19 protein-coding genes are annotated in these 23595 nt (G+C 66.3%); 7 read left to right on the top strand and 12 right to left on the bottom strand.

The window, feature by feature from the left end; translation table 11 throughout:
• Nucleotides 1-278: hypothetical protein (locus HPY83_11755; GenBank protein ID NPV08619.1), on the top strand; the 278-nt coding region annotated here is incomplete at its 5' end.
• Between the two features lie 156 nt (nucleotides 279-434).
• Entirely contained in the window at nucleotides 435-1724 is a 1290-nt protein-coding gene (locus HPY83_11750; GenBank protein NPV08618.1) for a S8 family serine peptidase, read from the top strand.
• 299 nt (nucleotides 1725-2023) lie between these two features.
• Here HPY83_11750 and HPY83_11745 read toward each other — a convergent pair whose 3' ends face one another.
• Together HPY83_11745 and HPY83_11740 are read right to left on the bottom strand one after the other, a co-directional pair.
• Complete coding sequence (locus HPY83_11745; GenBank protein NPV08617.1) at nucleotides 2024-2995, bottom strand: hypothetical protein; 972 nt, start codon at nucleotides 2993-2995, stop codon at nucleotides 2024-2026.
• Between the two features lie 384 nt (nucleotides 2996-3379).
• Nucleotides 3380-4783 carry a hypothetical protein gene (locus HPY83_11740; GenBank protein ID NPV08616.1) on the bottom strand — a complete coding sequence of 468 codons (1404 nt, stop codon included), beginning with the start codon at nucleotides 4781-4783 and terminating at the stop codon, nucleotides 3380-3382.
• A 280-nt stretch (nucleotides 4784-5063) separates the two neighbouring features.
• On the opposite strand from HPY83_11740, the gene HPY83_11735 reads away from it, so the two are divergent.
• Both HPY83_11735 and HPY83_11730 read left to right on the top strand, forming a co-directional pair.
• Nucleotides 5064-5882 carry a creatininase family protein gene (locus HPY83_11735; GenBank protein NPV08615.1) on the top strand — a complete coding sequence of 273 codons (819 nt, stop codon included), beginning with the start codon at nucleotides 5064-5066 and terminating at the stop codon, nucleotides 5880-5882.
• A gap of 57 nt (nucleotides 5883-5939) precedes the next feature.
• Entirely contained in the window at nucleotides 5940-7073 is a 1134-nt protein-coding gene (locus HPY83_11730) for an aminotransferase class V-fold PLP-dependent enzyme (GenBank protein ID NPV08614.1), read from the top strand.
• Nucleotides 7074-7109: 36 nt separating this feature from the next.
• Here HPY83_11730 and HPY83_11725 read toward each other — a convergent pair whose 3' ends face one another.
• The 5 genes from HPY83_11725 to HPY83_11705 all read right to left on the bottom strand — a co-directional run bounded on the left by HPY83_11725 (nucleotide 7110) and on the right by HPY83_11705 (nucleotide 12285).
• Nucleotides 7110-7472 (bottom strand): DUF3795 domain-containing protein, encoded by a 363-nt coding sequence (locus HPY83_11725; protein ID NPV08613.1) that lies wholly within the window; start codon nucleotides 7470-7472, stop codon nucleotides 7110-7112.
• 394 nt (nucleotides 7473-7866) lie between these two features.
• Entirely contained in the window at nucleotides 7867-8364 is a 498-nt protein-coding gene (locus HPY83_11720) for a hypothetical protein (GenBank protein ID NPV08612.1), read from the bottom strand.
• Nucleotides 8365-8390: 26 nt separating this feature from the next.
• Nucleotides 8391-10754, bottom strand: a complete 2364-nt coding sequence (locus HPY83_11715; GenBank protein ID NPV08611.1) for a hypothetical protein — start codon at nucleotides 10752-10754, stop codon at nucleotides 8391-8393.
• 27 nt (nucleotides 10755-10781) lie between these two features.
• A complete protein-coding gene (locus HPY83_11710; protein NPV08610.1) occupies nucleotides 10782-11258 on the bottom strand; it encodes a hypothetical protein in 477 nt (158 codons plus the stop codon).
• A 70-nt stretch (nucleotides 11259-11328) separates the two neighbouring features.
• Nucleotides 11329-12285 (bottom strand): hypothetical protein, encoded by a 957-nt coding sequence (locus HPY83_11705; GenBank protein NPV08609.1) that lies wholly within the window; start codon nucleotides 12283-12285, stop codon nucleotides 11329-11331.
• A 576-nt stretch (nucleotides 12286-12861) separates the two neighbouring features.
• Here HPY83_11705 and HPY83_11700 point away from each other — a divergent pair.
• Complete coding sequence (locus HPY83_11700; protein NPV08608.1) at nucleotides 12862-15426, top strand: hypothetical protein; 2565 nt, start codon at nucleotides 12862-12864, stop codon at nucleotides 15424-15426.
• A 150-nt stretch (nucleotides 15427-15576) separates the two neighbouring features.
• Here HPY83_11700 and HPY83_11695 read toward each other — a convergent pair whose 3' ends face one another.
• Nucleotides 15577-16878: a TldD/PmbA family protein gene (locus HPY83_11695; protein NPV08607.1), complete on the bottom strand. Its 1302-nt coding sequence runs from the start codon at nucleotides 16876-16878 to the stop codon at nucleotides 15577-15579.
• A 105-nt stretch (nucleotides 16879-16983) separates the two neighbouring features.
• The gene (locus HPY83_11690) at nucleotides 16984-18135 is read right to left on the bottom strand and encodes a hypothetical protein (protein ID NPV08606.1); all 1152 of its coding nucleotides are present in this window, start codon (nucleotides 18133-18135) and stop codon (nucleotides 16984-16986) included.
• Nucleotides 18136-18358: 223 nt separating this feature from the next.
• Between HPY83_11690 and HPY83_11685 the strand changes: the two genes are divergently transcribed.
• Together HPY83_11685 and HPY83_11680 are read left to right on the top strand one after the other, a co-directional pair.
• On the top strand, nucleotides 18359-20251 hold the full coding sequence (locus tag HPY83_11685; GenBank protein ID NPV08605.1) for an aldehyde ferredoxin oxidoreductase family protein: 1893 nt from the start codon (nucleotides 18359-18361) through the stop codon (nucleotides 20249-20251).
• A gap of 58 nt (nucleotides 20252-20309) precedes the next feature.
• Nucleotides 20310-20912, top strand: coding sequence for a TIGR04076 family protein (locus tag HPY83_11680; protein NPV08604.1), 603 nt, complete (start codon nucleotides 20310-20312; stop codon nucleotides 20910-20912).
• A gap of 66 nt (nucleotides 20913-20978) precedes the next feature.
• On the opposite strand, the gene HPY83_11675 is transcribed toward HPY83_11680, so the two are convergent.
• The 3 genes from HPY83_11675 to HPY83_11665 form a co-directional block, all read right to left on the bottom strand.
• Nucleotides 20979-21857 (bottom strand): hypothetical protein, encoded by an 879-nt coding sequence (locus tag HPY83_11675; GenBank protein NPV08603.1) that lies wholly within the window; start codon nucleotides 21855-21857, stop codon nucleotides 20979-20981.
• 601 nt (nucleotides 21858-22458) lie between these two features.
• Complete coding sequence (locus HPY83_11670) at nucleotides 22459-22842, bottom strand: DUF5615 family PIN-like protein (GenBank protein NPV08602.1); 384 nt, start codon at nucleotides 22840-22842, stop codon at nucleotides 22459-22461.
• A complete protein-coding gene (locus tag HPY83_11665; GenBank protein ID NPV08601.1) occupies nucleotides 22839-23069 on the bottom strand; it encodes a DUF433 domain-containing protein in 231 nt (76 codons plus the stop codon). The genes HPY83_11670 and HPY83_11665 overlap by 4 nt, the downstream gene beginning before the upstream one ends.
• Between the last annotated feature and the right edge of the window lie 526 nt (nucleotides 23070-23595).

Below are 23595 nucleotides of genomic sequence, written 5' to 3'. Positions count from 1 at the left end.
TGGCGGAAGAAGGGATTCCCGGGGCGGGTTTGGGTCGCTACTACCTCATGCCCGAGGCCTGCACCTTCCTGCAGCGGCAGGCGGAGAGCAAGGAGTACCCCTACTCCATGCCCCCGGCCTCGCGGGAGTACCGCTACCGGGGAGAGGACTGCCCCAACGCCCAAGCCTTCTTGGCCAACTTCATCCGCTGGTCCAGTATCTGTGCCCGGTATCAGCCCGAGCACTGCGAGTTGGCGGCGGAGATCGTGCGGACGGTGGCGGACAGAAACCGGGCATAGGGGAGCTATCTGCGCTGACCAGACTGGGAATGCCGTGAGGGCCCTGCTGCGGTTCCCCGGGCACGTTGTCACTACAGGCAGGCGAGGGTGATGGGGAGTAGACCGAGATCGGAGGCGCCAGAACCACCGTATGCCTGGGCGCTGGAGCAGTTGCGTGTGCCAGAGGCTCATCAGATCACCCGGGGTGACCGCTGTGTCGTGGTGGCGGTGTCGGACCTGGGCTACCGGCCCCACCCCGACCACCGAGGCCATCTGTGGGTGAACCCCAGGCCGACTAGAGGCGATATCCACGGGTGGGACTTCGCCGATGGTGACGCATCCCTGGAGTACGCCGGCCCAGGCGAAGAGTCCTCTGAGAACCTGCGCGGCCACCACTCCTTCGTGGTGGGCGAGGTGGCAGCAGTGGCCCCAGAGTGCCCCATCATGGTCCTGCGGGTGGGCTACGCTACGGGCCAAACAGAGAGCTGGTGGCGAGCCGTAGACTACGCTGTTGAGCACGGGGCCAAGGTGATAGTGGAGCCGCACGGCTACATCCACGGTCAGTCAGAGACTGGGACTCCCTGGTTCTACCAGGGCACGGACTTTGCCTACCCCCACGACAACCCGCGACTACGGCGCGCCTACGAACAGGCCTACAGCGCCGGCTGCCTCATAGTCAAAGGGGTCTGTGACAACCGCGGCCGGCGGGTGGCGGCAGCTGTGCCGGCGCTGGATGCCGTGATGGCCGTGGGCTCCAGCAGCCGACAGGGCGTGGCTGCCAACATCGCCCCCGATTCGGACTACGTCGAGGTGACGGCTCCGTCTGGCTCACGGGACCAGGGGGAGGGCGAACAGGTGAGAGGGACCGGCGGGGATGACAACTACATCTTCATGAGCGGCGGCTGCATGGCCTCTGGCTTCGCCGGTGGAGTGGCCGCGCTTGTGTTCTCTCAGTATCCAGGGTTCACCGGTGAGCAAGTGCGACAAGTGATGCGCAACACCGCCAGGGGGGTAGGGTGGGACCGATACCTGGGCCATGGCATTCTGGACGCGTCTGCCGCTGTCTCGCTCAAGGACAGCCAGTTGACCCAGAGACTGGCAATCGATCCGGTTGCACGGCTCGACGATCACGACGGAAGGCCGCGCCTGCTTTTGGACATAAGCAACCGGGGTGTGTTCGACGTGGCCAGGGCTCTGGTGACCGTCTACAACGGCAATCCCTGCCAACCGGCCGACCCGGCAGCCTCAAGAGACAAGCCTCATATTCTTCTGGTCCGTCAGCTCGGACACGCGATACTTCCTGTGACCGGCCTCGAGAAGTCAAGCGCCCAAATAGAGCTTGCCGACTGGAATGGTGCCGACGTCCTGTATGCACAGGTCTGCGTGCTTGACCTGAACGGCCCTGACAAGGCTGTCACGGCACGCCTGCGGCTGACCCACCACAACCATGGACTTGCGGCAGAGTAGGTACCAAAGAAGTAGCCTCCGTCGTTGGCGCAGTCGCCAGAAGTGGAACCTGTGTGAGAGTTACCTCCGCCAAAAAGGGGGCGTGGACCTGCACCAGCAGGTCGGACATGAAGGCGTAGAGCCGGTTGGCCGCCACGTTCTTGTTTAGATGGCTCCAAGTGCGCCTTTCTGGGTTAGGATGGGAGCAGTCCTTGGGCGGGTAGAGGGACCGCGGCCGAGGGAGAGGATCGACCACTCCCTAACCGCACGGGCCGTGTCGCTCCTAGACGCCTGATGCATATGGAGGCAGCGCAGCCCGATCAGCAGATGAGGGTGGGAATGGCCAGGTCGGGGCGGCCGCTAAGGCGGTTGAGCAAGATGCCGACGTTGTAGGCGGCCATTCTGGCAGCGACTCGGGCAAGCAGCTCCCAGCGGGTGTGGGCTTGGGGAGAGTGCAGGCCGAAGCTGCCGCACAAGTTGGCGAAGGCGGTCTCGATGGCCTGGCGAATGGTGCTGAACCAGCGTCTGGCGAAGCGGCGATCACACTCTGGTGTTGTGAGCTCGGTGGCGCCATAGTCATCTTGCCAGCGGCCGTGCCAGTCATCACCACCAGAGCCCAGGTCGGCGACGATAAGCCGCTCTTGGTCAGTGCCGCAGCTCTGCACCGGCCCCACCCACTCTTGGGGCGGAGCCAGGCGCGGCATGCCCTCCGCCTGGGTTGGGTCCACTAACTGGGGCATGGCAGCGCGGCTTGACAGGAGCAGTTCCGCCAGCCGCCGGTCTTGCACGTTCCCACTGGCCATGGTCCAGCCCGTGATGAGACCCCTGGCACTGACCGCCAGGAGGAGACGCAGGCCATGGAAGAAACCGTCGTTGCCACCCTTGCCTCGGCGGGCGATATCACTGAGCCAGCCCGGGTGGAAGGACCGAGCGCCGCGGGCGATGGGCACGGGGACGCAGTCGATCATCTCACACTCCTCAGTGGGGGCATGCTGGGCCACTGCCTGCCCGATCAAGATGAAAGCGCCCCACAGGCGGCGGTTGAAGGGAGTTTGGCTGGCCATGCCGGGAAAGGGGTGGCGCAGGTGCTTGCAGGCGTAGCGCACAAAGCCACGCTCACCCCGCCAAGGCACGCCCACTCGCCACTGGGCCGCCGGGCCAAGGCAAGGCGCCTCACTGTCGCTGAGTCTGGCAGGCGGGCCACCCCGGGATGGCATCTTGGGCAGCACATGCTCCTTGTAGAGATCATCGATGACAACGTGAAATGTGGTCAGGAAGGTTTCGAGTTCCATGCCAGCACCCCTGATACGGGTCTGGGCTACTAGCACTCGCAACCTTCCTGCCCGTTCTGTCCGTCGGCCACCATCAGCCAATATGCATCAGGCGTCTAGGCTTCACCTTATCAGGAAGGCTGGCCACCGTTGTCAGCGTGACGAGGCCGAAACGGGTTCGCTCGGGCTACGGCTCACGCCTTCGCCTCTGCCAGGCTTCGCCGCCAGCAGGATTACTCCCGCCGACGCTAGCAGGGCCGCATGCCAAACGGGCACTCCACATGGTGAACGCCTCTCAGTTCACGAGATTGGCCAGGCTTGTCCCGGCGCGCCCTTTCACGCTGACCTTCTGTCGTTCTCTCTTTGATCAGCGCAGATCGGCGTCCCATCAGCGTCATCAGCGTTCTACCAGACTACCGGTTCGGGTAGTTCCCTCTCGATCTCCTCGAGCCGGTAGCCGAAGCCGGCCCCTCGGATGGTGGAGAGGTCCACTTCGCCGTTCCGGCGCTGGTACAGGCCCGGATGCACCTTCGCCTCCGCATTCGAGGCCTCGGGGTAGAACTGCATGGAGTTGGTCTCCACCCCCATGATGGTCCCGGCGTGGGCAGCCAGGAGCACGTGGGTCACCTGGGCCAACATGGGATTGGTCAGGTCCTGCACCATTAGGGTCATACCGTGGGCCTTGGCCCAGCATAGGCTGAGCAGGGCTCCGGTCTGAGTCTTGCAGGTCTTGAGGGCTACCCCCGTCCACCCGAGGTCTCGCCCCAGCTTCACCAGGTGCCAGTCGTGGGCGCTCTCGTCCATGAACAGCGGCTTGCGCGCCGACACGCTGTGGACGTCAATGGGGTGCTTCTCCAGCTCATAGGGGAACGGCTGCTCCACGTATAGGACCATGCCATAGATGCGAGGGTGCTCGTCGCGCAGGCGGTCCAGGATGTCGTTTACGTAGGCGGGATCGGTGACGGTGCAGTTGAAGTCCGGCGACAGCCATTCCACACCCTGCTCCTCACCGATCATGCCCACCCGCACCAGCCGGTCATAGTCCCAGGCCGCATCGTTGCCTCGCAGCTTGACCTTGAGGCACTTCAGCCCATCCCGCTCGATCCAGTCCGGCAGGAGCACGGGATAGCCGTCGTCCGGCTCGCTGCCGGTGAGATCCGATGGCTCCAGCGGGTCGAGTCCCCCCACCAGGTGCCAGGCCCGCAGGCGGTCTGGCCGGGGATAGACTAGGTAGTCCCGGGGGTAGCGGCCATCGAAACTGACGTCCGCCCCCTTGGCCGGGGACAGATAGGCGGAGAGGTCGGCATTCATGAAGTCCGGCCCATAGGTCTCGTAGACGGGTCGCCCCACCAGCTTGCCGTAGGCATCGTGCAAGGCTATGTCGAAAGGCGAGCAGCACACCAGGGCTGCCAACCAAGGCATCGGCTCTGCGCCCTGCCCGCGCTCTCGGTTGATCTGCTCCAGCGAGCCCGGCAGTACCTGCTGCTGGAAGGCGTGGCCCACCTCGATGGGGTGTCCGCGTGCCTCGAATCCGGCCCACTCAACCGTCAGGTCCCGGCACAGCCTGACCAACTCCTCGTGCCGCTCCTGGTACGAGAGAGCACTAGGCCAGACCCACTGGACACTCAGAGGGGTTTCTCCCCAGCCCACAGCCTCTCGGCCCTGTCGGTCGGCCACCGCCGTGACCTGCGCCCGGGCGCAGGTCACGGCGGTCAGCGTCTCCGGTCCGAACTTCAGGGGCACCCTGGTCTCCACCGGCAGCAGGTAGAGCGAAGCTCCCACTACGCGCACGTCAGTGCTCTTGCCCATGGCCAACTCCAAGTGCATGCGTGGTTCCGCCCGCGTGGGGCGGGCGGGGTGGTGGCCCCAGCCTAGCAGCCCCAAGACCCTTAGTCCAGCCTCCTGGTAGCGTAGACCAGCATGAGGCGTAGATGATGCTGATACTGTGCTGGTCCCCCTATCCTCGATCAGCGTTGGTCAGCCTCCCATCGGCTCCGTCTGCGGTTCATCGTGGCCTTGCTTGACGAAGGCCAGCCTTGAGTCAATCATGGGCGCAGCAGCCTGACAAGTCAGCCGAACAGGGGGGAGCTTGTTCCAGTTCTCGTACGATGGCACCAATCGCAAGATCCTGTGGCAGGAGCTATGGCGCCACGAGTTCGACGAGGCCCTGCGTCGGCATCCCGTCGTGATTGTGCCCACGGGTTCCATCGAGCAACACGGGCCTCACTGCCCCGCCGACGTGGACATCTCCATCCCGCTGCACCTGGCCGTACGAGTCGCCCAGCGGGTCACGGAGTTCCCCGTCCTGGTAGCCCCGCCGGTGTGGTTCGGGCTGGCCCACTACAACAAGGGCTTCCCCGGTACCATCAGCCTTCGGCCCGAGACCTATCTTCAGTTGCTCGGCGATGTGTGTCGCAGCATCCATGACAACGGCTTTCACCGCATCGTGGTGGTCAATGGCCACGGCGGCAACGACGCACCCAACCGCGTGGTACGCGATACCCTCTCTGAGGAAGACATCTTCCTGGTGGCCTACAGTTGGTGGCAGTCCGTGGAGCCGGAGATGGCCACCTGGAGCGAAGCCGACGCGGGGAGCGTCGGGCACGGTGGCGAATGGGAGACCTCAGTACAGCTCTACTTACGCCAGCACCTGATAGACCGAGGTCGCATCAACGCCGACGTCTTTCCCAACCCCTTCAGCCCCGAGCTGCGCTCCTTCGCCCGATTCGCCGAACGCCGGCGCGATACCCGCGACCACACTGGCACCATGGGCGACGCTACCGTGGCCTCGGCAGAAAAGGGCGAGCGCATCTTCCTACTGGCCGCCGAGCGGCTGGAGCAGGTGGTACGCGAACTCCATTCCCAGCCCCGCCGCCACTACCGCGAGTTCGGCTCTCACGCGCATTGACCGGGCTGGACCCCGGGCTCGGTTCCGCACCGACAGATTCACAAGGAGCGCACTGGATTGGACATCTACGCCAAGTTAGGAGTACGACCTCTCATCAATGCTTCCGGCCCGGTGACCGTCCTGGGTGGTTCGCTCATGCCTCCCGAGGTGGTCGAGGCCATGGCCGAGGCCGCCCGCGCCTTCGTGGACCTCAACGAGCTGCACCTGGCAGCAGGCAGACGCATCGCCACGCTCATCGGCGTGGAGGCAGCTCACGTGTGTTCGGGCGCGGCCGCGGGTATCGCCGTCATGGCGGCCGCCTGCATGGCCTCAACCGATCCGGCCCGGATTCGCCAACTGCCTGACACCACAGGCATGCCCAATCGCTTCCTCTACTTCCGCGCCCACCGCAACCCCTTCGACCAGGCGGTACGCGAAGCAGGAGGGACGCTGATCCCGGTCGACCCTGACCCCGAGGCCCTGGCGGCGGCGATAGACGGTACGGTGGCCGCCATCTACTACACCGCTGGGCGCTTCGAGCGCGGGGAAAGCCTCCCGCTGGCCCAGGTGGCTGAGGTGGCCCACGGGGCCGGGGTGCCCCTGATGGTGGACGGGGCTGCGCAAGTGCCTCCGCTGGAGAACTTCCGTCGGTTCCTGGACGAAGGTGCCGACCTGGTGACCTTCAGTGGGGGCAAGGCCATCCGCGGCCCTCAGTCCAGCGGCCTCATTCTGGGGCGTGCCGGCCTGGTCGAGGCCTGCCGTCTGAACGACAACCCCCACCAGTCCATTGGTCGGCCCATGAAGGCCAGTAAGGAGGACATCGCCGGCCTGGTGCGAGCGGTCGAGCTCTACCTGGAGCGGGACCATGAGGCCGACATGGCGCTCTGGGAGCGTCGAGTGGCGCACGTCATCGCGGCCCTGTCCGACCTGCCTCACGTGCGGGCCGAGCGCAGAGTGCCCTACGGCATCGGGCAGCAGGTCCCCACGGCTGCCGTGAGTTGGGACTCTGAAGCCCTGGGTCTGGGGTACGAGGACCTGGTGCACCGCCTGCTGCAGGGCGAGCCCCGTATCGCCGTCCGCACTCGCTCCCGCAGCGCCGATCGAGTCTACGACGCCTATTACGAGGACGAGATTCGCGTCTACCCCGACAACCTGCAACCGGGGGAGGAGGAGATCGTCGCCCGTCGGCTGCGTCAGCTCCTGAGCTCCTGAGGAGCTCCGGCAAATCCGCCGGGACGTGTAGCCGCCCTAGCGCGTCAGAATGTCTGTGATCGCCTCGGCGGTCATGCCGCGGAACCGGCCATACTCCAGGGGGTCGCCCAGGCGCTCCCTTACCAGGCCGACCAGCCTCGCTTCGCCGTGCTGCTTCACCCCCGCCGTGAGGGCTGTCGCCAGGCCGCGCCACTCGTCAGAGCCGAAGGGGCCCTTGTCGCAGGGAAACCCGGCACAGTCCCAGCATCCAGCCAGGCCGCGCTCGATGCTGCAGGCCCTGACGGGGCATCCCTCATCCCCACCTCCGGCTTTGCAGCCGGGGCAGCCATCCGCCGTCCCCGGACACACCGAGCAGACGTAGCCACAAAAGGCCACCGCTTGCGTCACTGGCGAGCTCATCTTCTCTCCTAGTTTGACGACATACCGCGACCGCGCGCCTGCAGCAGCTCAACTGCGGTCAGAGCGACTCGATCCTGTCTACGCCGGCTGCATAGGCCTGGCACGCCTCCAGCAGCCAGTGCGCCGCGACGCGGCCTGACCGGGCGACTCCAGCCTGCCGGGGTCCGCGCCATGAGACCTCGCCGCTGGCTCCCTCGCCGGCCGCGCTGGACGACAGGTTTCCACCGACCTCGATCCGCCCGACGGCGGCCGCCTCAGGCAGGCTCTGGCTAGCCAAAGCATCTCGGTGCTCGCCCCGAGCGGGTTCGTGGCCGCCATCGAAGGATTGGCCAGCGAACCCCGCGGCACGCGGTCAGGTCGAGCGCCGCCCCGCCACCACCGGCAAGCCGAGCGCCTATCCCGCCAGGTCATACGTGATCAGGGTGACGTTGTTGGCGGAGTCTTCTCCCTCCCAGTACAGGTACCACTCCCGGAATCCAGGGCCATACTGCAGCCCCTTGTCCTGCACGAAGGCATTCAGGGCCTCGTGGGCCTCCTTCAGGTCCCGCAGGCGGCCCCGCAGAAGCACGGAGGCACAGCGGGAGTCGCTCACCTCCTCGACCTGAGCCTCCCCTACCGCCTCGGTAACGGGCGTCACGTTGAGCCCGGCCGTCAGGTCGAACTCGCCCGTCTCATCCGGCATGCCGTAGCTGAGAATGAGGATAGCGGGCAGCTGCACGCCGTGCCTGGCCCGGCCGTAGGCGGCGTACAGCCGATCTATGAGTCCCCCTGCGGCCTCCTCGATCCTCGGCATGCTGGCCCGTCCCGAGACGTAGAAGTGCCGGAAGCCACGCATGATGCTGACCCGCGGCTCGCTAACGCTGTACTCGAGGGCAGCGGCGTCGTCGCTCATGTCTGTTCCTCCGGTCTGCCCAGAGCTCAACCCTCCAGGACGCGCTCGAGGTGGCTCAGCGCCTCCTCGTCCTGAGCCCGCGCCTCCCGGATGAGGGGCACGATCTGCTGTCGGGCTTCGGGCCGAGCCAGGCTCCGCGCGTGCGATGGGTCCCACCCCATGCCGCCCAGCACCGCCACGATGCGCCCCAGGGTGTCGAGCTCGGCCAGGTAGCGGCGGGCCGCCTCTTCCAGCGGCTCGGCCGCTTGCGGCAGGACTCGCGCCCCGTCCCGCAGGAAGGCCGCGGCGCACCGCCGCCCCTCGGCCAGGCAGTTGATGGCGTCGTTGTGGCACATCAACCGCAGCGCCAGGCCGGCGTCGTCGGCTGCCGCGAAGTCGTCGTCCCCTTCCAGGGCTGCCGCCCAGGCCTCATAGGCAGCGAGCCCCGAGTAGTACTGCCCGAAGCGTGCTGTGCGGCCCAGCTTCACTGCCCACTCTAGCGCCCGCCGGTAGCTGTCCTTGAGAGGCGGCTTGGTGGTCTTGTAGTGAAAGGCGATCAGAGCCACCGTGTCCTCGAACCAGTCGCGCTTGCGGTACTGACCACCGGGCTCGAAGGTGACCTTGCCGCCTTCAGCGTTCTCGGGGAAGTGCTGGAAGTGGTTCCAGCCGATGAGCACCTCTCCCCCCTCGTCGTAGCCAGTGACGACCCCGCACTCAGGGGGAAACACCACCCCTATGGCCAGCATGGGATAGCGTTTGAAGCGGATGTCGTAGACCATGCGTTCCCGGAAGTAGCCCTCGGCCCGGTACTCCACTTTGTCGCCCAGGTAGTCCGGACCCCTGTAGACGCTCGTGGGCGGGGCGCAAGGCTCGTTGTCCCGCCAACGGACGTTGCCCGCGATCGAAGGGTCCCATCCGACCGCCCGAAAGGCTCGACGATAGTGCTCTGTGGGATCGTCCCCCATGTGCAAGGTGGATATGTTGCCACCATCCCAGCGCTCGGCGTGCCACGCCAAGCGGAACGCCGCCCCCGACACGCCCATCAGGAACTCGTAGGAACAGGGCTCCCCGATGTAGGTCAGAGCGGACTTCATGGCGGCGCACATATAGGTGTTCTCCGGTCGCCCACCGGTGCGGCTGGCGTCGAATCCCACATAGGGCACGCCCTCCAGCACCGCTCGAGGCGCCACCCTGGGCTTGGCCACGGATGCTCCCTGCTGGATCAGTCCGAGAGCCGCCTCGACGTGCGCCGCCGCCTCGGCCTGGCGCTCCCGAGCCACGCGCAGGACCTCCACCACCCGCCGCCGAGCTTCAGGGCGGGCCAACTGGAGAGCCGGTTCCTCCTCCATGCGTGTGTATTCCGGATGTCCGCCTAGTTGCTCCCAGACCCGCCACATCAGGTCGTGCATGGCCCGGAAGCACCCGGCGGCCTGGCCCAACTCGTCGGCGGCAGCGGGTAAGGCATCTCTCGCACCGTCCAGGAAATCGGCGCAGTAGTGCCGGCACTCGGCTACGTTGCCCACCTCGTCGTTGTGGATCTGGAGCATCGTCCGGAGCCTCTCGATCCCCGCCGAGGCGAACTCCTCGTCCCGCAGGAGGGAATTCATCCAGGCATCGAAGGCGGCGGTGCCGGAGGTGTACGATCCCGTAGCCCGTCCCTCCCGCATCACCGCCAGGCCGTGGGCCAGCGTCTTGCGGTAGGTCTCCCTCAGGTCCGGCATCTCCGCCGTACCGGTGATCACCACTACGCCCAACGTGTCGCCGAACCACTCTCGTTTGCGGAAGTAGCCTTCGGGCTCAAACTCCAGCCCCTGAGCGAACTCGGGGAAGCCCTGGAAGAAGGACCAGCCGGTGATGACATCACCGCCCTCGTCGTAGCCGGTGATGAGGCAGCACTCTGGCGGACCCACCACACCGAACCCGAGGACCGGCCGCCCCGCCTCGATGCTCTCGATGATGCGGGCGCGAAGGGTCGCCTCGTCGGCGTGGGCAGGAAACAGGCTCTCGCGGTCCAGTGCCGCATTGCCCAGATCCTCGTGCCTGTAGCCGACGGCTTCCAGGGCCCAGCGGACCGGCGCCATGGCATCGTCGGCCAGGGTCAGAGCGTTGCCGCTGCCGAACTCCCATTGCTGCGCGTTCCAGTTGAGCATGAACCCCTGGCCGGAGACGCCCATGAAAAAGGCGTACCCGCAGCCATAGGCCGGGTCGCAATCACCGCCCGGCAGGTGCCGGCAGCCCAGGCATGGCTCTCCCAGGTACTGCACCAGGGAGCGCAGACAGGAGGGCAGAGTCATGTCCTCAGGGCAGCTTTCCGCGCCCGACTTCACCATCTCGCCGTAGAAAGCGACTCGCGGAACACCGCCCAGTACGCGACGCCATGACCGACTCGGGACGGCACCAGTCTCGTTCATCCGAAGCCTCCTTGGTCCCGGCCGGCCTCATTCCGCCAGGACGTACTGCAGCAGCATGACGTTGTCGGGGGAGCTATCGCCCTCGAACTGAAGATACCACTCCCGCAGCTCGCCAGCCCCAGTGAGGCCGGCCTGCCGCATACCTAGCACCAGGGCCTCGTGAGCCTTCGCATAGTGCTCCAGGCTACCCCAGTAGAGCAGAGAGGCGCACCGGCGCCCTTCCACCAACCGCACTCGAGCGGTCTCGCACGAAGCAGCCTCTGGCCCGATCCGGTGGCCCGCCTCGAGGTACAGGCCCTCGTCGCCAAAGCGAGCGATCAGCACCACTGGCCCCTCCGTCGAGGCATCAGACCCGGCTCGGGCTTCATCTAGCTCGGCCATCAGGGCATCGAGCGTCGCGTCCGCTTCGGCTCTGCTAGTCTCAGAACCAACGCGGAAGTAGAGGAAGGGCTCTGTCGTCTGCAGTCGCATCTGCCCGATGACGAACTCCGGATCGGCCTCCATGCTCAAAACCTCCTGATCTCCAGCGCCGGGCCAAGGCCTGAACGTGGGCTTCGCCCTTCCCGACGGGGCCTCACAGTGCGGTGGCAATCCGCGCCAGGCACGCCAGCCCATCCCGCTCCGCTGCCGCCACCTCGCGGGCCAGGCCAGCCGCCTCGTCGGACTGCAACGGCGTGCTGAAGTCCATCGCCTGGCGCGGCGGATGGAGGGCCACCATGGCCGCAAGGGCGTCGCGAGACCGAGTGTAGGCGGCGCGCGCGTCGTCGAAGGCACGGTCACACCGTCCGGGCAGGCATTCCTTGGCCGCTGCCAGGAACTCCACCGCCAAGGACCGGCACTCACCCCAGCACTGAGCGTTGTAGGTGTGTCCGTCGCGGCTGGCTCGCCCCGACTGGAGCGCTTCTGCCCACCGCTCGAAGCCAGCAGGCCCGGCAGTGTAGCCCGGGAACACCCAATCCTCCGGCCCCTCGGCGAAGCGCAGGGCAGCTTCGATCCCTTCCTTCACCACCCGGTCATCCGGCGCCGGCGGGCCCAGCTCCACCCGGTAGACCTCGATCAGGGCCACGTCCCAGCCGCCCAGGCAGTCCCAGGGGAGCGGGCCCTTACCCAATTCGCCGTATCCCGAGAAGTAGTAGCCCACCTCGTCGTAGCCGCAGATGACGTAGAAGTCGGGAACCTCCAGTTGCCAACCGAAGCACGGGATCCCGGAGTCTATGGCGGTGCGGGTAAAGTCGTAGGCCTCCCGTTGCTTGTCCCGGAACGACTCACCCAGCTCATCCCTCCAGCCGAAGACGCACGGCGTACGGTATCCCAGGTTTGGCGCCAGCTGAGAGAGCATAATGGTGCGCCAGGCGGTGGGCCCGCTGGGGCACAGGTCCCTGTGGATGTTGTTGATGAAGGCGTGACCAGTGCCACCGTAGAGCCAGGCCAGGGGCACCTGCACTCCGAGGTAGTCGAGGCAGGCCTTGATGCAGCCGAGATGAGTGATGAACTGAGTAGGCGAACCGATACCCTGCAACAGCTTCTTCACGTTAGCCTCCTGTCCCGGTCCACGGTGACACGTCCTGGCAGTGCGTCTGCCATGCCACCAGTAACCGACCCCGTCGCTGCCACCTGCGAGGCAGAACGCCTGACGGTTGCGCATACACCAGTCCGGGCGAAGTACGCCCGGAGCGCCGTTGCACCCTTCGATCACCGGCAATACTCCCACGCCACCTCGTCCCGGGTCGGGGACTGCCATACCGTACTACCGGACCGTTTCGGCATCGTCTCAGGGCAAGGCACTCCAGGCCGAACTTCGCTATCGGTTTTGGGGAGACTGTATCGGCTTGCTAGGCGAAGGGGCCGGATTGGGCCAGACTGGGATCAAGTCGGCGCACCCAGGAGTGCGCCGTCGCCGGTTGGTCTTACACGTCGGGGGCAGTCCGCGCCCCAGGCGCGGCATCTCTCAGGTACCGCCCATCAGCCGAGACACTCCCTCGGGTCGGTCTCCAGCTTTCCCCCGGCCACGGAAGGCGTATAATCCGCCCTGCATTCCGAATGGCGTTCGAGACAGTTGGCATCCGAGTTGGAAGAGTCGTGGTCACCAATGAGATAGGAGAACCCCATGCCTGGCAAGTTGCCCGGCTACATCCGGGTCCTGGTTCCAGAACTGTCGTCGGTTCTGGCGAGTGACAGCAGCTCGAGCGCCCTCGGGCCGACTGGCACATGGAGGGCGTTTGCCCAGAGCGACTCGAACCAGAAGGAGACGGTGAGGGTCAGGCGGCGTCGGCGCCCAACCTCTCCCGCAGGTGAGCGAGAGCGAGCAGAGGCGCCCCGCCGCGAGCGAGACCGCGGCCAATCTCCGCCCCCCGCAGGCGGCCCCCCCCCGGGCGGCACCCCGCCCGGAGGTGGGGGCGGGCTACTGCCGGGCGGGAAGCTCTCCCTACCCATCATCGGTCTGCTGCTGGTGGTCGTCGTCTTCCTGTTCCTCTGCCGGCAGTGTGGGGGAATCGGAGGCATCGGCGACTCCGTCGACGGGCCTGGCCCCGTGGCGGAAGACCAGAGCGGAGTCTCGCAGCCCACGCAGCCCCCCGCCACCCCGGCTCCGACCCGTGCGCCGGTGATAGCCGCCACCGCCGCGCCCGGCGAGAAGTGGCTGATCATGCTCTATCAGGACGCCGATGACAAGGTCCTCGAGCGAGACATCTACGTGGACCTCAACGAAGCCGAGCGGGCCGGATCTACCGATGCCGTGCAGGTAGTCAGCCAGCTCGATCGCTTCCGCGGCGGCTACTCCGGTGATGGCGACTGGACTTCATCCAAGCGCTTCTACGTGACTCAGGATGACGACCTGAACGCGCTGCGCTCGCCAGAACTGGCCGACCTGGGGGAGCTGAACCATGCCGACGGGCAGACCCTGGTGGACTTCGTGATCTGGGCGATGCAGACCTACCCCGCCGACAAGTACGCCCTGATCATGTCGGACCATGGCATGGGCTGGCCGGGCGGCTGGAGCGATCCCACGGCATCCGGCCCGCACGGCGCCGATGTCCCGCTGGCGCAGCGTCTAGGCGACTACCTGTACCTCGATGAACTGGACGAGGCGTTGGGCGAGATCCGGAGGCAGACCGGGCTGGACAAGTTCGAGCTAATCGGACTGGATGCCTGCCTCATGGGTCACCTCGAGGTCTTCAGCGCCCTGGAACCGCACGCTCGCTATGCCGTAGCGTCCCAAGAGACCGAACCGGCCCTGGGCTGGGCCTATGCCAGCTTCCTGAGCGAATTGCAGCGGAACCCCAACGTAGGCGGGGCGGAGCTTGGCCGCTACATCGTGGACAGCTACATCGAGGACGACGAACGTATCGTAGATGACCAGGCTCGCCAGGAGCTCGTGGGGGGTGGTCGCGGGCTCTTCAGCTCCCTGGCGCCATCGGCTAGCGACCTGGCGGCCAGGCTAGGTGCCAACGTCACCCTCTCAGTGGTGGATCTGGCGGCGCTGCCCCAGGTGATGAATGGGCTGAACCAGCTCGCCTACCAGATGCAGCAGTCAAACCAGAGGCCGGTGGCACAGGCCCGCAGCTACACTCAGTCCTTCACCAGCATCTTCGGCACTCAGGTGCCTCCCTCGTACATTGACCTCGGCCACTTCGCCCAGCTGGTGGCGCAGAACACCCGGGACGAAGCGGTTGTGGACGCCGCCAACAGTCTCATGGCCGCACTCAGCCAGGCCGTGATTGCCGAGCGGCACGGTCCGGACAAGCCCGGCGCCACCGGCATGTCCGTCTACTTCCCCAACTCAGACCTCTACCAGAACCCCGTCAGCGGCTATCCATCATACCTAGGGTTGGCCAGCCGCTTTGCCCAGGAATCCCTGTGGGACGAGTTCCTGGCCTATCACTACACCGGCCGCCAGTTCGACCTGGCCGAGAGGGGCGCTACCCGCCCCGCCGATGCCGCCCCAGTCGGCGGCCCGGCCCGAGGCGGCATCCGGGTCTCGGCCATCAGGGCGTCCAGTCCGACGGCCGCGCCCGGCAGACCGGTCCTGCTCTCCGTGGACATCGCCGGCGAGAACCTCGGCTACGTCAAGCTTTTGGTCGGCTACCTTGATCGGGAGGCCAACTCGATCAACATGCTGGACCAGGACTACCTCGAGAGCCCCGACACTCGCGAGCTCAGCGGCGTCTACTATCCCGTCTGGCCCGAAGGTGAGTTCACCATGGAGTTTGAGTGGGAGCCTATCGTCTTCGCCATAGACGACGGCACTCAACGGGTGCCGGCCCTATTCCGGCCTCACACCTATGGCAGGTCATTCGAGGAAGCGGTCTATACCGTGGACGGCATTTTCACCTACGCCGACGACGGGGAATCCCGTGCTGCCCGGCTGTTCTTCCGCCACGGCGCCCTGGAGCAAGTCTTCGCCTTCAAGGGCGAGGGGTTCACCGGGTCGCCCTGGGAGATCATGCCGGAGCCGGGGGACACATTCACCGCATTGGAGCAGTGGCTGGACCTGGCTACGGACGGCGGCGCGGCGACGCCCGCCACCGAGAGGGGGCCCACCCTCACCTTCGGCGACCGGCCTTTCACCTGGGTCGACATGGACGCGGCCGCCGGCTCCTATGTGGTCGGCTTCGTAGTGGAGGACCTGGACGGTAAGCAGTACCCGGTGTACACCGAGATCACGGTGGAGTAGCCTCGGGAGGCTCAGAGCCGCCTACCGGGACTCCGAGCCTCCAGGCTTCTGAGGCCGGCTGATGCAGACAGCATCACCCGCGACTACGCGCGGGTTGCGTGAGCGTGCCGACAGTCGGACGCGGCCCAGATCAGGGGCGCTCTGGCGGCCTCACGCCTTCGTCACCACGTTGAGTGCCGGCAGCAGGATGTAGGGGAGCTGCATCCCGCCATACACCCATTCCGCCTCCCGGCTGAGGGCCTCGATCCGCTTGAGGTCGGTGTAGACGTTGCCGGCGATAGATACGTCCTTGACCCGCCCGATGATTTCGCCTTTCTCGATCTTGAACGCTAGGCTTAGGCTGTTGGAGAAAGCCCCGCTCATGACGTTGCCCTGCCCCACCCCCAGCGGGCTCTCCACCAGCAGCGCCTCATCCAGCCCGCGGATGATCTCCCGCACCGGCGTCGTCCCTGCCTGCAGCACCAAATTGGTGAAGGACGGCGACGGGGGTGAGAAGAGCCCTCGCTCGCCGTTGCCGGTAGGCTCAGCCCCAGCCTGAACCGCCGTCTTGAGGTCATAGAGGAACCCGCAGACCACGCCCCCATCTATCAGCACGTTGCGCCGGTGCGGAACACCCTCGTCGTCGTGGGAGGCACTGCCCGGGCGGCCGTTGATCGTCGGGTCATCCACCAGGGTCAGCTTCTCGTCAAAGAGCTTCTCTCCCACCTTCCCCGCCATGGGGGAGATGCCCCGGTAGACGTCCTTGCCGTTCAGGCCCAGCATCAAGGGCAGTCCCAGCACCACTGCGCCTGGGGGCGAGAACAACACCGGCATCCGCCCCGACCGCAGCGTCGTGATCTCCCGTGCCAGGCGAAGCTGCTCCGCCAGCGCCTGGGCCACAGCGCGGTACTCCTCACTCCAGGAAGCAGTGCTGTAGAAGCGATGCACCAGCAGCACGTCGTCCTGCTGCACTCGCTCCACCAGCAGCGCGAAGGAGAACGGTGACTTGAGGGTGGAGACCTCTCCGCCATTGCTGTTGCGTACTACCGTGCTGCGTACCTGCCGCTGCAGTTCTACCCTCACCAGAGCCTTGTCGTCTCCCTCGGTGATGGTGGCAATCATCTCCCGACCTACCTCGATCAGCCCGTCGGTGGGAAGCTCGGCCAGGCGCGGGTCGTAGACCTCAACGTCCGGCCCCCGAGCCGGCCCGGGAAAGCGCACCGGCACCGGATCCCCGTGCTGGGCCGATTCGAGGGCGTTCTCGATCAGGCGATCGTCTGCCTCCATATCGCTCGAAGCAGCGAAGCCCAGCCGACCATCCTTCACCACCCGCAAGGCGACGCCCCGGGTCTGGTTCACCTCGAACGACTTGAGCTTGTTGGCCTCGAAGCCCACCGAAGTGGACTCGCTGTCAATCTCGAAGACCTCGGCCTGCTCCGCCCGTCCTGCCAGCCTGCCCAACATATCGCTCATGCTCTACCTCACCTATCGGGTGACACGTGATGCGTGATGCGTGATAGGCCAAGTGCCACAATTGGTCGGTCATTACAGTAACGCGGAAGTGCCACAATTCGTCGGTCACTCACGGAAGTGTCTCCGGGGCAGTTGGTAGGGCAACTCCCTCAGGAGAGGCTGCGTCTGCGGGGCTCGGCGGCGCAGGGCATAGAAGCGGATCACACCTTCGTCGAGGTGTACCTGGCAGCGCACTAGCCGCTGAGTCCAGTGGGCATCAACGGGGAAGGTGTGACCGAGCAAGGAGACCTGGCCGTAGTCATTGCTGCGACGGAGGTAGATCATCTGGCCAGTGGGATGAGCCTGCAGGTCGAGCTGGAAGTCATGGGGGAAGGGACGCCTTTGGGGAGCGCCTTCCCGGCGATGGGCGGTGCGAGCCTGATGCCTGGTGAGGTAGAGGTCGGACTGGCCCACCAGCCCGGTCAAGGACTCGTGCTGGAAGCGGTGCCAGACGTGGGTCTGCCAGTCGCCATTGAAGTGCTCGATGGGACCTTGAAAGCCCAGCTCGCCCGGGGGCACAAACACGGGCACGACGCCCAGGCACAGGCAAAGGCGGCTGACGGAGCCGATGGTGTCGGCATGCTGGTGCGGTCCCTGAAAGAGGGTGTCATTGTCAAACTGAGCGTAGCCAGGAAGGCCCCACCTATGCCAGTGCTCAAGCAGGCCTTGGCGCACCAAGACAGCGGTGAGGTTCTCCTTGGGAAAGGAGCCGGCCAGACGGCCATGAAGAGAGATGACGTTGAGCACCTCAACCTCAGGCCCGCCCTTTATCACCAGGCCCTCGATCCTATCCCAAAGGTCCAGCTCCAAGCGCCCCTCTGCCACCTCAGGCAGGTACCAGCCGCGAGGAGGGGCGAGGAAACGCTGGCGGCGGGTGCCATCGAAGGCGCCGCGGCGTTCGAGGATGCGGTTGATGGTGCGCTCACTGGGCGGCTTCAGGCCAAGCTCAAGCAGGTAGCCCCTGATGGCCAGAGCGCCGTGGTAGCCAAGGGCATCCTCCTCTTTGAGGTAGCGGCGTGCCTCAAGCACCATGTCCTCAAGCTCCTGGCTGCAGCGGCTAGGTGGGTGCTTTGGCCCGGGACTGTGGCTTGTCCAGTCCACCAGCTCCACTGGCTTACCCTCCGCCCGCTTCACCCAATACTGCAGCGTGCTCAGTGCCACCCCAAAGCCTCTCGCCACCGAGCGCAGCGACTGGCCCTGGCGCACGGCCTCCACCATCTGCTGCCGCCTGCGCTCGTGGGTCCCCTTTTGGCCATGCTATTGCCTCCTGCCCTGGATGTCACTAGCATAACTGACCGGGCAAATGTGGCACTTCGGTGACCGAGAGATTCTGGCACTCGGCCCGTGATGCGTGATGCGTGATACGTGATAGGCGTTCACCACAAGTCATAGGTCACGAGTCACGCATCACGCATCACGTATCAGAGACGGAGCGAGGCAATTGTACTCATACGGCGGCTCTATTCTGCGAGTAGACCTGACGGACGGCAGCATCGAGCGCCGCCCGACCGAGGCGGGCTTGGCCCGTGTCTACCTGGGCGGGCGGGGGCTCAACGTCAAGCGGCTGTGGGACGAAGTGCCGGCCCACACCGATGGCCTTTCGCCCGACAACCTCCTGGTCTTCGGGGCGGGCCCGCTGGTGGGGACGCTGTTCCCCGGCGGGGCCCGGTTCAACATCAGCGGCATGTCGCCCCAGACGGGCATCTTGGGCGACGGCAACGCGGGCGGGTTCTTCGCCCCCGAGCTGAGGTTCGCCGGCTACGACCAGATCGTGCTGCGGGGCCGGGCACCCCACCCGGTCTACCTGTACGTGCGGGACGACGTGGTGGAAGTGCGCGACGCCCGTCATCTATGGGGGATGGACGTGTGGGAGGCCACGGCCGCCATCAAGGAGGAGCTGGGCGATCCGGACGTGCAAGTGGCCACCATCGGCCAGGGGGCGGAGAACGGGGTCCGCTTCGCCGGCATCTTCGTCAACCTCAACCGCCCGGTGGCCCGCACTGGCATGGGCACGGTGATGGCCTCCAAGAACCTGAAGGCGGTGGCAGTGCGGGGGACGGGTTTCATCACCGTGGCGGACATGCGCCGCTTCCGGGAGATCATCGCCCGCCTGGACGAGGCCATCTACTCCCACCCGGAGTACGAGGTTCGTAGCCGGCTGGGCACCACCAAGCTGATCAAGGCCCTGGACGCCATCGGCGGCCTGCCCACCCGCCACTTCCAGCACGGCCGGTTCGAAGCCGCTGACGCCGTCAGCGGAGAGGCCATCGAGGCCCGCTACAAGGTGAAGAGCAAGGCCTGCTTCGCCTGTACCATCCCCTGCAGCCGCTTCCTGGAAGTGCGGGACCAGCGCTTTCCCGAGCTGCGCCTGGAGGGGCCCGAGTACGAGCCCCTGGCGGGCTTCAGCGCCCGGGTGGGTAACCCCGACCTGGCGCTGGCGCTCAAGTGCGTGGACCTGGCCAACCGCTACGGGATTGATGCCATTGCCCTAAGCGAGGTGATCGCCTGGTCTATGGAGTGCCGGCAGCGGGGATTGCTCACCACCGAGGAGATGGACGGGCTGGATCTGTCCTGGGGTAACGGGGAGGCTGTGATCGCTCTCATTCACAAGGTGGCCCGCCGGGAAGGGTTCGGGGACGTGCTCGCCGACGGGGTGAGGACAGCGGCCGAGCGGCTGGGCCGGGGCCAGGAGTTTGCCCTGCATGGCAAGGGGCTGGAGGTGTTCCAGGCCGACGTGCGCACCATCAAGGCCTATGGCCTGGGCAACGCCGTGGCCAGCCGGGGGGCGGATCACCTGCGCTCGGAGCCCTGGTTCGAGTTTTCCGGCGACCGGGAGGAGGGCATCCGCCGCTACGGCATCCCAGAGACGGCCTTCCGGCTGGAGTACAAGGGCAAGGGGCTGGTGGTGAAGCACTTCGAGGAGATGGCCGCCATCTCCGATGCCCTGGGCATATGCAAGAACACATACAACAACATGGAAGTGCTGGACTGGGAGGCTACGGCAGAGCTGCTGCAGGCGGCCACCGGATGGGATATTACCGGGGAAGAGGTGCGGCGAATCGGAGAACGCATCGTCAACCTGGAGCGCCTCTTCAACGCCCGCGAGGGCATCTCTCGCCGGGACGATACCCTGCCCCGAAGGTTCCTGGAGGAGCCTCTGCCTGAGGGCTGTGGAGAGAGCACCGGTTCCGTACTGGAGCTGGGGCCAATGCTGGACGAGTACTACCGGGCCCGGGGGTGGGAGGCCACGACCGGCCTTCCTACCCGAGAGAAGCTGCTGGAGTTGGGCCTGGAGGCCGAGGGCCTGGCTGCCCTCCGCAGAGTGCGCGAATGACGTCCAACTGCACCGCATCAGGCGCGTTGGTGAGTACGATGTGAGGGAGGACAGACCGGTGGCCAACCTGAGAGTGGCCGTGACGGAGGTGCAGGGGAAGTGTACTGCCTGCCCGCCAGTCAAGGCCGGCGACTACTTCGAGGTGAGCGACGGGGTGATAAGCATCCCCCAGGGTGGGTTCGTCTGCATCTGGGCCCTGCAGAGCCTGATGCCGATTATTGCCGGTCGCGCTGCCGCTCGTGGGTCCGACGATCCACTGCTGCCCCAGGACAAGCGCTTCCAGTGCCCGGACCCCAAGGGCAGGGTGCTCTTCGAGGTGGTGGGTGAGGGCGAGCGGGGACGGGCCCCTGCCTTCATTGCCTCGCCCATGCCGGAGGTGGTGCCGGATGAGCCCCTGGAGGACCTGGAGGTGACCGTGGCCCGAGTTCGCGGTCGCTGCGGGGCCGGGATGGAGGTGGGCCACCGCTTCGAGCTGCGCAGCGGGCGGATCTACATCCCGCCGAAGCAGGGCTTCTGCCTCTACGCCCTGCAGGCGGTGCTACCGCTCCTGCCGGCAAAGCAGCGGCCGCTGCCGGAGAATGACTGGCTCAAGCACGACAGCCTGGTGATCTGCCCCGACCCCGAGGGCAACGTCATCATGCGCATCGCCACCGCGAAATAGCCAGAAGGCCGGGAGCAGTCCCGGCCTTCTGGCTCGTCTGCGGTGCCGCCTGGGCAGGCTTGGCCGCTACCACCAACCGCAGTAAGGGCACCCCATCATGCCCCAGGGCCAGCCGCCCATACCTCCCATGCCCGGGCCGTAGCCCATTCCCATGCCCATGCCATAGCCGAAGACGCCCCCGACCATGTAAGCCTGGCACAGCAGCCGGTTCCGGGCGACGGCCAGCTCGGCGTCGGCCTGAGGCTGGGCGATGAAGTCCATGTCGAGCATCACCTGCAAGCGAGCCCGCTCTGGCTCCAGGAGAGGCTCGATGATGTCCTGCTCCAGGTCCACTCCTTGCTCCGCGGCCAGATCGGCGACGGTGGCTCCCATCTGCAGTCGGCTCACTAGCTCGGTCAGGCTCAGGTCGAGGCTGCGCGAAGCCTGGATCAGCATCGGCGAATGGTACATCCCGGTGAAGCCTTGACCCAGAAGTCCCCATACGCCGGGCAGGTCCAGCTGGGCCCGGAGCTGGCTCTCGATCTGGGCCAGGATGAGCTCACCCTGCATCTGGCTGAGCTGGCCCTGTGACACCTGCCGGTCCACCAGCCGACTCACGGCGTCCAGGGCGCTAGAGATGACTTCGTCCGGGGACACATCCTGCTCCTGGGCCAGCTCCGAAAGCGTGGCCCCTGCCTGAAGCCGAGCGCTGAGGTCGGCCGGAGCCATGCCCAGAGCCTCGGCTATTGCCCCGAGTACCACCGCTCCATAGCCCGATAGCTGTCCGAGGCCATAGCCGAGCTGGGGACCCATGCCAGGGCCCATCATCCCCGGACCCATGCCGGGGCCTCTGCCTGGTCCCTGGGCGAGCGCGGTCGCCGGAAGGGCCAGACAGGCGGCCAACACGAGCGCGGCTAGACCAATTCTCCGCGGAGTACTGCGGTTCCACAAGACTACCGATCTCATCTCTGGTGCCTCCCTAACACGAACGTAACCTCCGCCGAAGGCGACGCGCCCGAGGAAGCACCAGGCTGTCGCCGCCCGCGGCTGCTAACTCAAGACGGCCAAGCGGCCGCCAAAGCTGAGGCTATCAGGCTGGCGGCAACCTGTCAAGGGATCCTGACAGACATCATGTCAGGCGCCGAATGACCTCTGGCCGGGGTTGCCTGTGATCGGGCTGTAGGCCTGCAGCGCCCTGGGGACGGCCGACAGCTCAGGATCGGGGAACGGATGCCGACCGGCACCGCCGCTCAGGGCCTTAGCTGCGCTCGGACTACGAGAGCAAGCACGGACTGCATCGCAGGTACACCTTCCTTGGAGGAGTGCGCGCGCCCACGCGCGCTCTGTCCCCAAGTGCGCAGCGCCCCCTGGCCTGGTGGCCGTGGGACGGGGACGTCTGCTCCTGGGGCGCTCTCACAGTGGGCGCGCGCACTCCTCGGGGTTGCTTGGTTGCTCCCCTCTGAGGAGTCCGCGCCCCCAAGGCTCGGCGGCACCCAGAGAGGGGTGTACGGTGTCAGGGATCCATCGCGCCTGAGCGGGCGAATGGGGCCGCGGGAAGAGGGAACGGTTATCCGTCCTGCTGACCACCGATGGGTAGGGAGCGAATGCGGATGCGGGCCTGCTCGAAGAGCACGACGCTGCCTTCCAGGAGCGGTGTAGTGACGGCATCGAGGTTGGCTAGCAGCAACGCCAGCTGCCTCTCGGGTGACCTCTCTGTGCCGCGGCGAAAGAGAATGACAGAAGGCTGGCGCTGGCGCCGCAGGGCAAGCAGGGTGGCGAAATCCGTGTCAGCTGAGACGAGCACCCGACCCTCGGCGGCGGCCCGGGCGAAGACGGCCTCGTCCTCGGCTGCCTGCATGCCATAGTCGCGCACGTGAACGGCATCATGACCGTGGGCGCGCAGGCCCGCTGCCACCACGGGCGAGAGGGCGTTGTCCACCAGGAATCTCATGCCACCCGTACCAGCGGGAGCTCCCGCTCGCGCACCGCTTCGGCAGCGAAGAGGAGGGCCTCGCGGATGTCCTCGCGTTCCAGATCTGGGTAGGCGGCCAGTATCTCCTCGGGGCTGAGGCCGTCAGCGACCATGGCCACGACCGTAGCCACAGGAATGCGCAGGCCGCGTATGCAAGGCATGCCACCCATCTGGTTGGGGTTGACGGTGATGCGGGTGTACTCCATGTGGTCTACCTCCTGCCGCTATTGTACATGGGAAGGGGACAAGCGACACAGGCAGACGTGGGGAGGGGAGGAGAGTCTCCCTGTCTTCGGCCGGAGTGGCAGGCGCTAGCCTGGAGCATCCATGAGGGCGGCATTGGATGCAGACGATGGACGTGACAGCCCACCATCGGGTGACGAGCCTTCGGGCGGGACCCGGCTCAGGAGAACCCCGAAGGTAGCGCCTGCAGAGCCGGCCCTTCGGCCGGTGGGGGGAACGAGGCGATGGCATCCTGGTCGGGTCGAGTCTCTCTTGAGGAGTCCGTGTGTCCCAGGCGCGGCGGCACCCCGACGGGCATGCGTGCCGTGGAGGTCCTTGCGCGGGTGGGCGCGCGAACTCCTCAGGGGTGGTTCGTTCTCTCTCGTGAGGGGTCCGTGCCCCCAGGCGCAGTGGCGCTCGGACGCGCGCAGCGCTCCCCGACCGTGGGAGCATACCCGTTTGCCGGCGCCATAGGACAATGATACAGTTCTGGTGCGGATGGAGTGGTCC

It is taken from the genome of Anaerolineae bacterium, assembly GCA_013178015.1.
Taxonomy (GTDB): domain Bacteria; phylum Chloroflexota; class Anaerolineae; order DRVO01; family DRVO01; genus Ch71.
Note: the sequence above shows the minus strand (reverse complement) of the source record. Positions and strands in the feature narration are given on the sequence as shown.

Coding starts and splice junctions, on each gene's coding strand:
- HPY83_11745 (NPV08617.1), bottom strand. CDS start 2,995: ATGGAACTCGAAACCTTCCTGACCACATTTCACGTTGTCATCGATGAT.
- HPY83_11740 (NPV08616.1), bottom strand. CDS start 4,783: ATGGGCAAGAGCACTGACGTGCGCGTAGTGGGAGCTTCGCTCTACCTG.
- HPY83_11725 (NPV08613.1), bottom strand. CDS start 7,472: ATGAGCTCGCCAGTGACGCAAGCGGTGGCCTTTTGTGGCTACGTCTGC.
- HPY83_11720 (NPV08612.1), bottom strand. CDS start 8,364: ATGAGCGACGACGCCGCTGCCCTCGAGTACAGCGTTAGCGAGCCGCGG.
- HPY83_11715 (NPV08611.1), bottom strand. CDS start 10,754: ATGAACGAGACTGGTGCCGTCCCGAGTCGGTCATGGCGTCGCGTACTG.
- HPY83_11710 (NPV08610.1), bottom strand. CDS start 11,258: ATGGAGGCCGATCCGGAGTTCGTCATCGGGCAGATGCGACTGCAGACG.
- HPY83_11700 (NPV08608.1), top strand. CDS start 12,862: ATGCCTGGCAAGTTGCCCGGCTACATCCGGGTCCTGGTTCCAGAACTG.
- HPY83_11695 (NPV08607.1), bottom strand. CDS start 16,878: ATGAGCGATATGTTGGGCAGGCTGGCAGGACGGGCGGAGCAGGCCGAG.
- HPY83_11690 (NPV08606.1), bottom strand. CDS start 18,135: ATGGTGGAGGCCGTGCGCCAGGGCCAGTCGCTGCGCTCGGTGGCGAGA.
- HPY83_11675 (NPV08603.1), bottom strand. CDS start 21,857: ATGAGATCGGTAGTCTTGTGGAACCGCAGTACTCCGCGGAGAATTGGT.
- HPY83_11670 (NPV08602.1), bottom strand. CDS start 22,842: ATGAGATTCCTGGTGGACAACGCCCTCTCGCCCGTGGTGGCAGCGGGC.
- HPY83_11665 (NPV08601.1), bottom strand. CDS start 23,069: ATGGAGTACACCCGCATCACCGTCAACCCCAACCAGATGGGTGGCATG.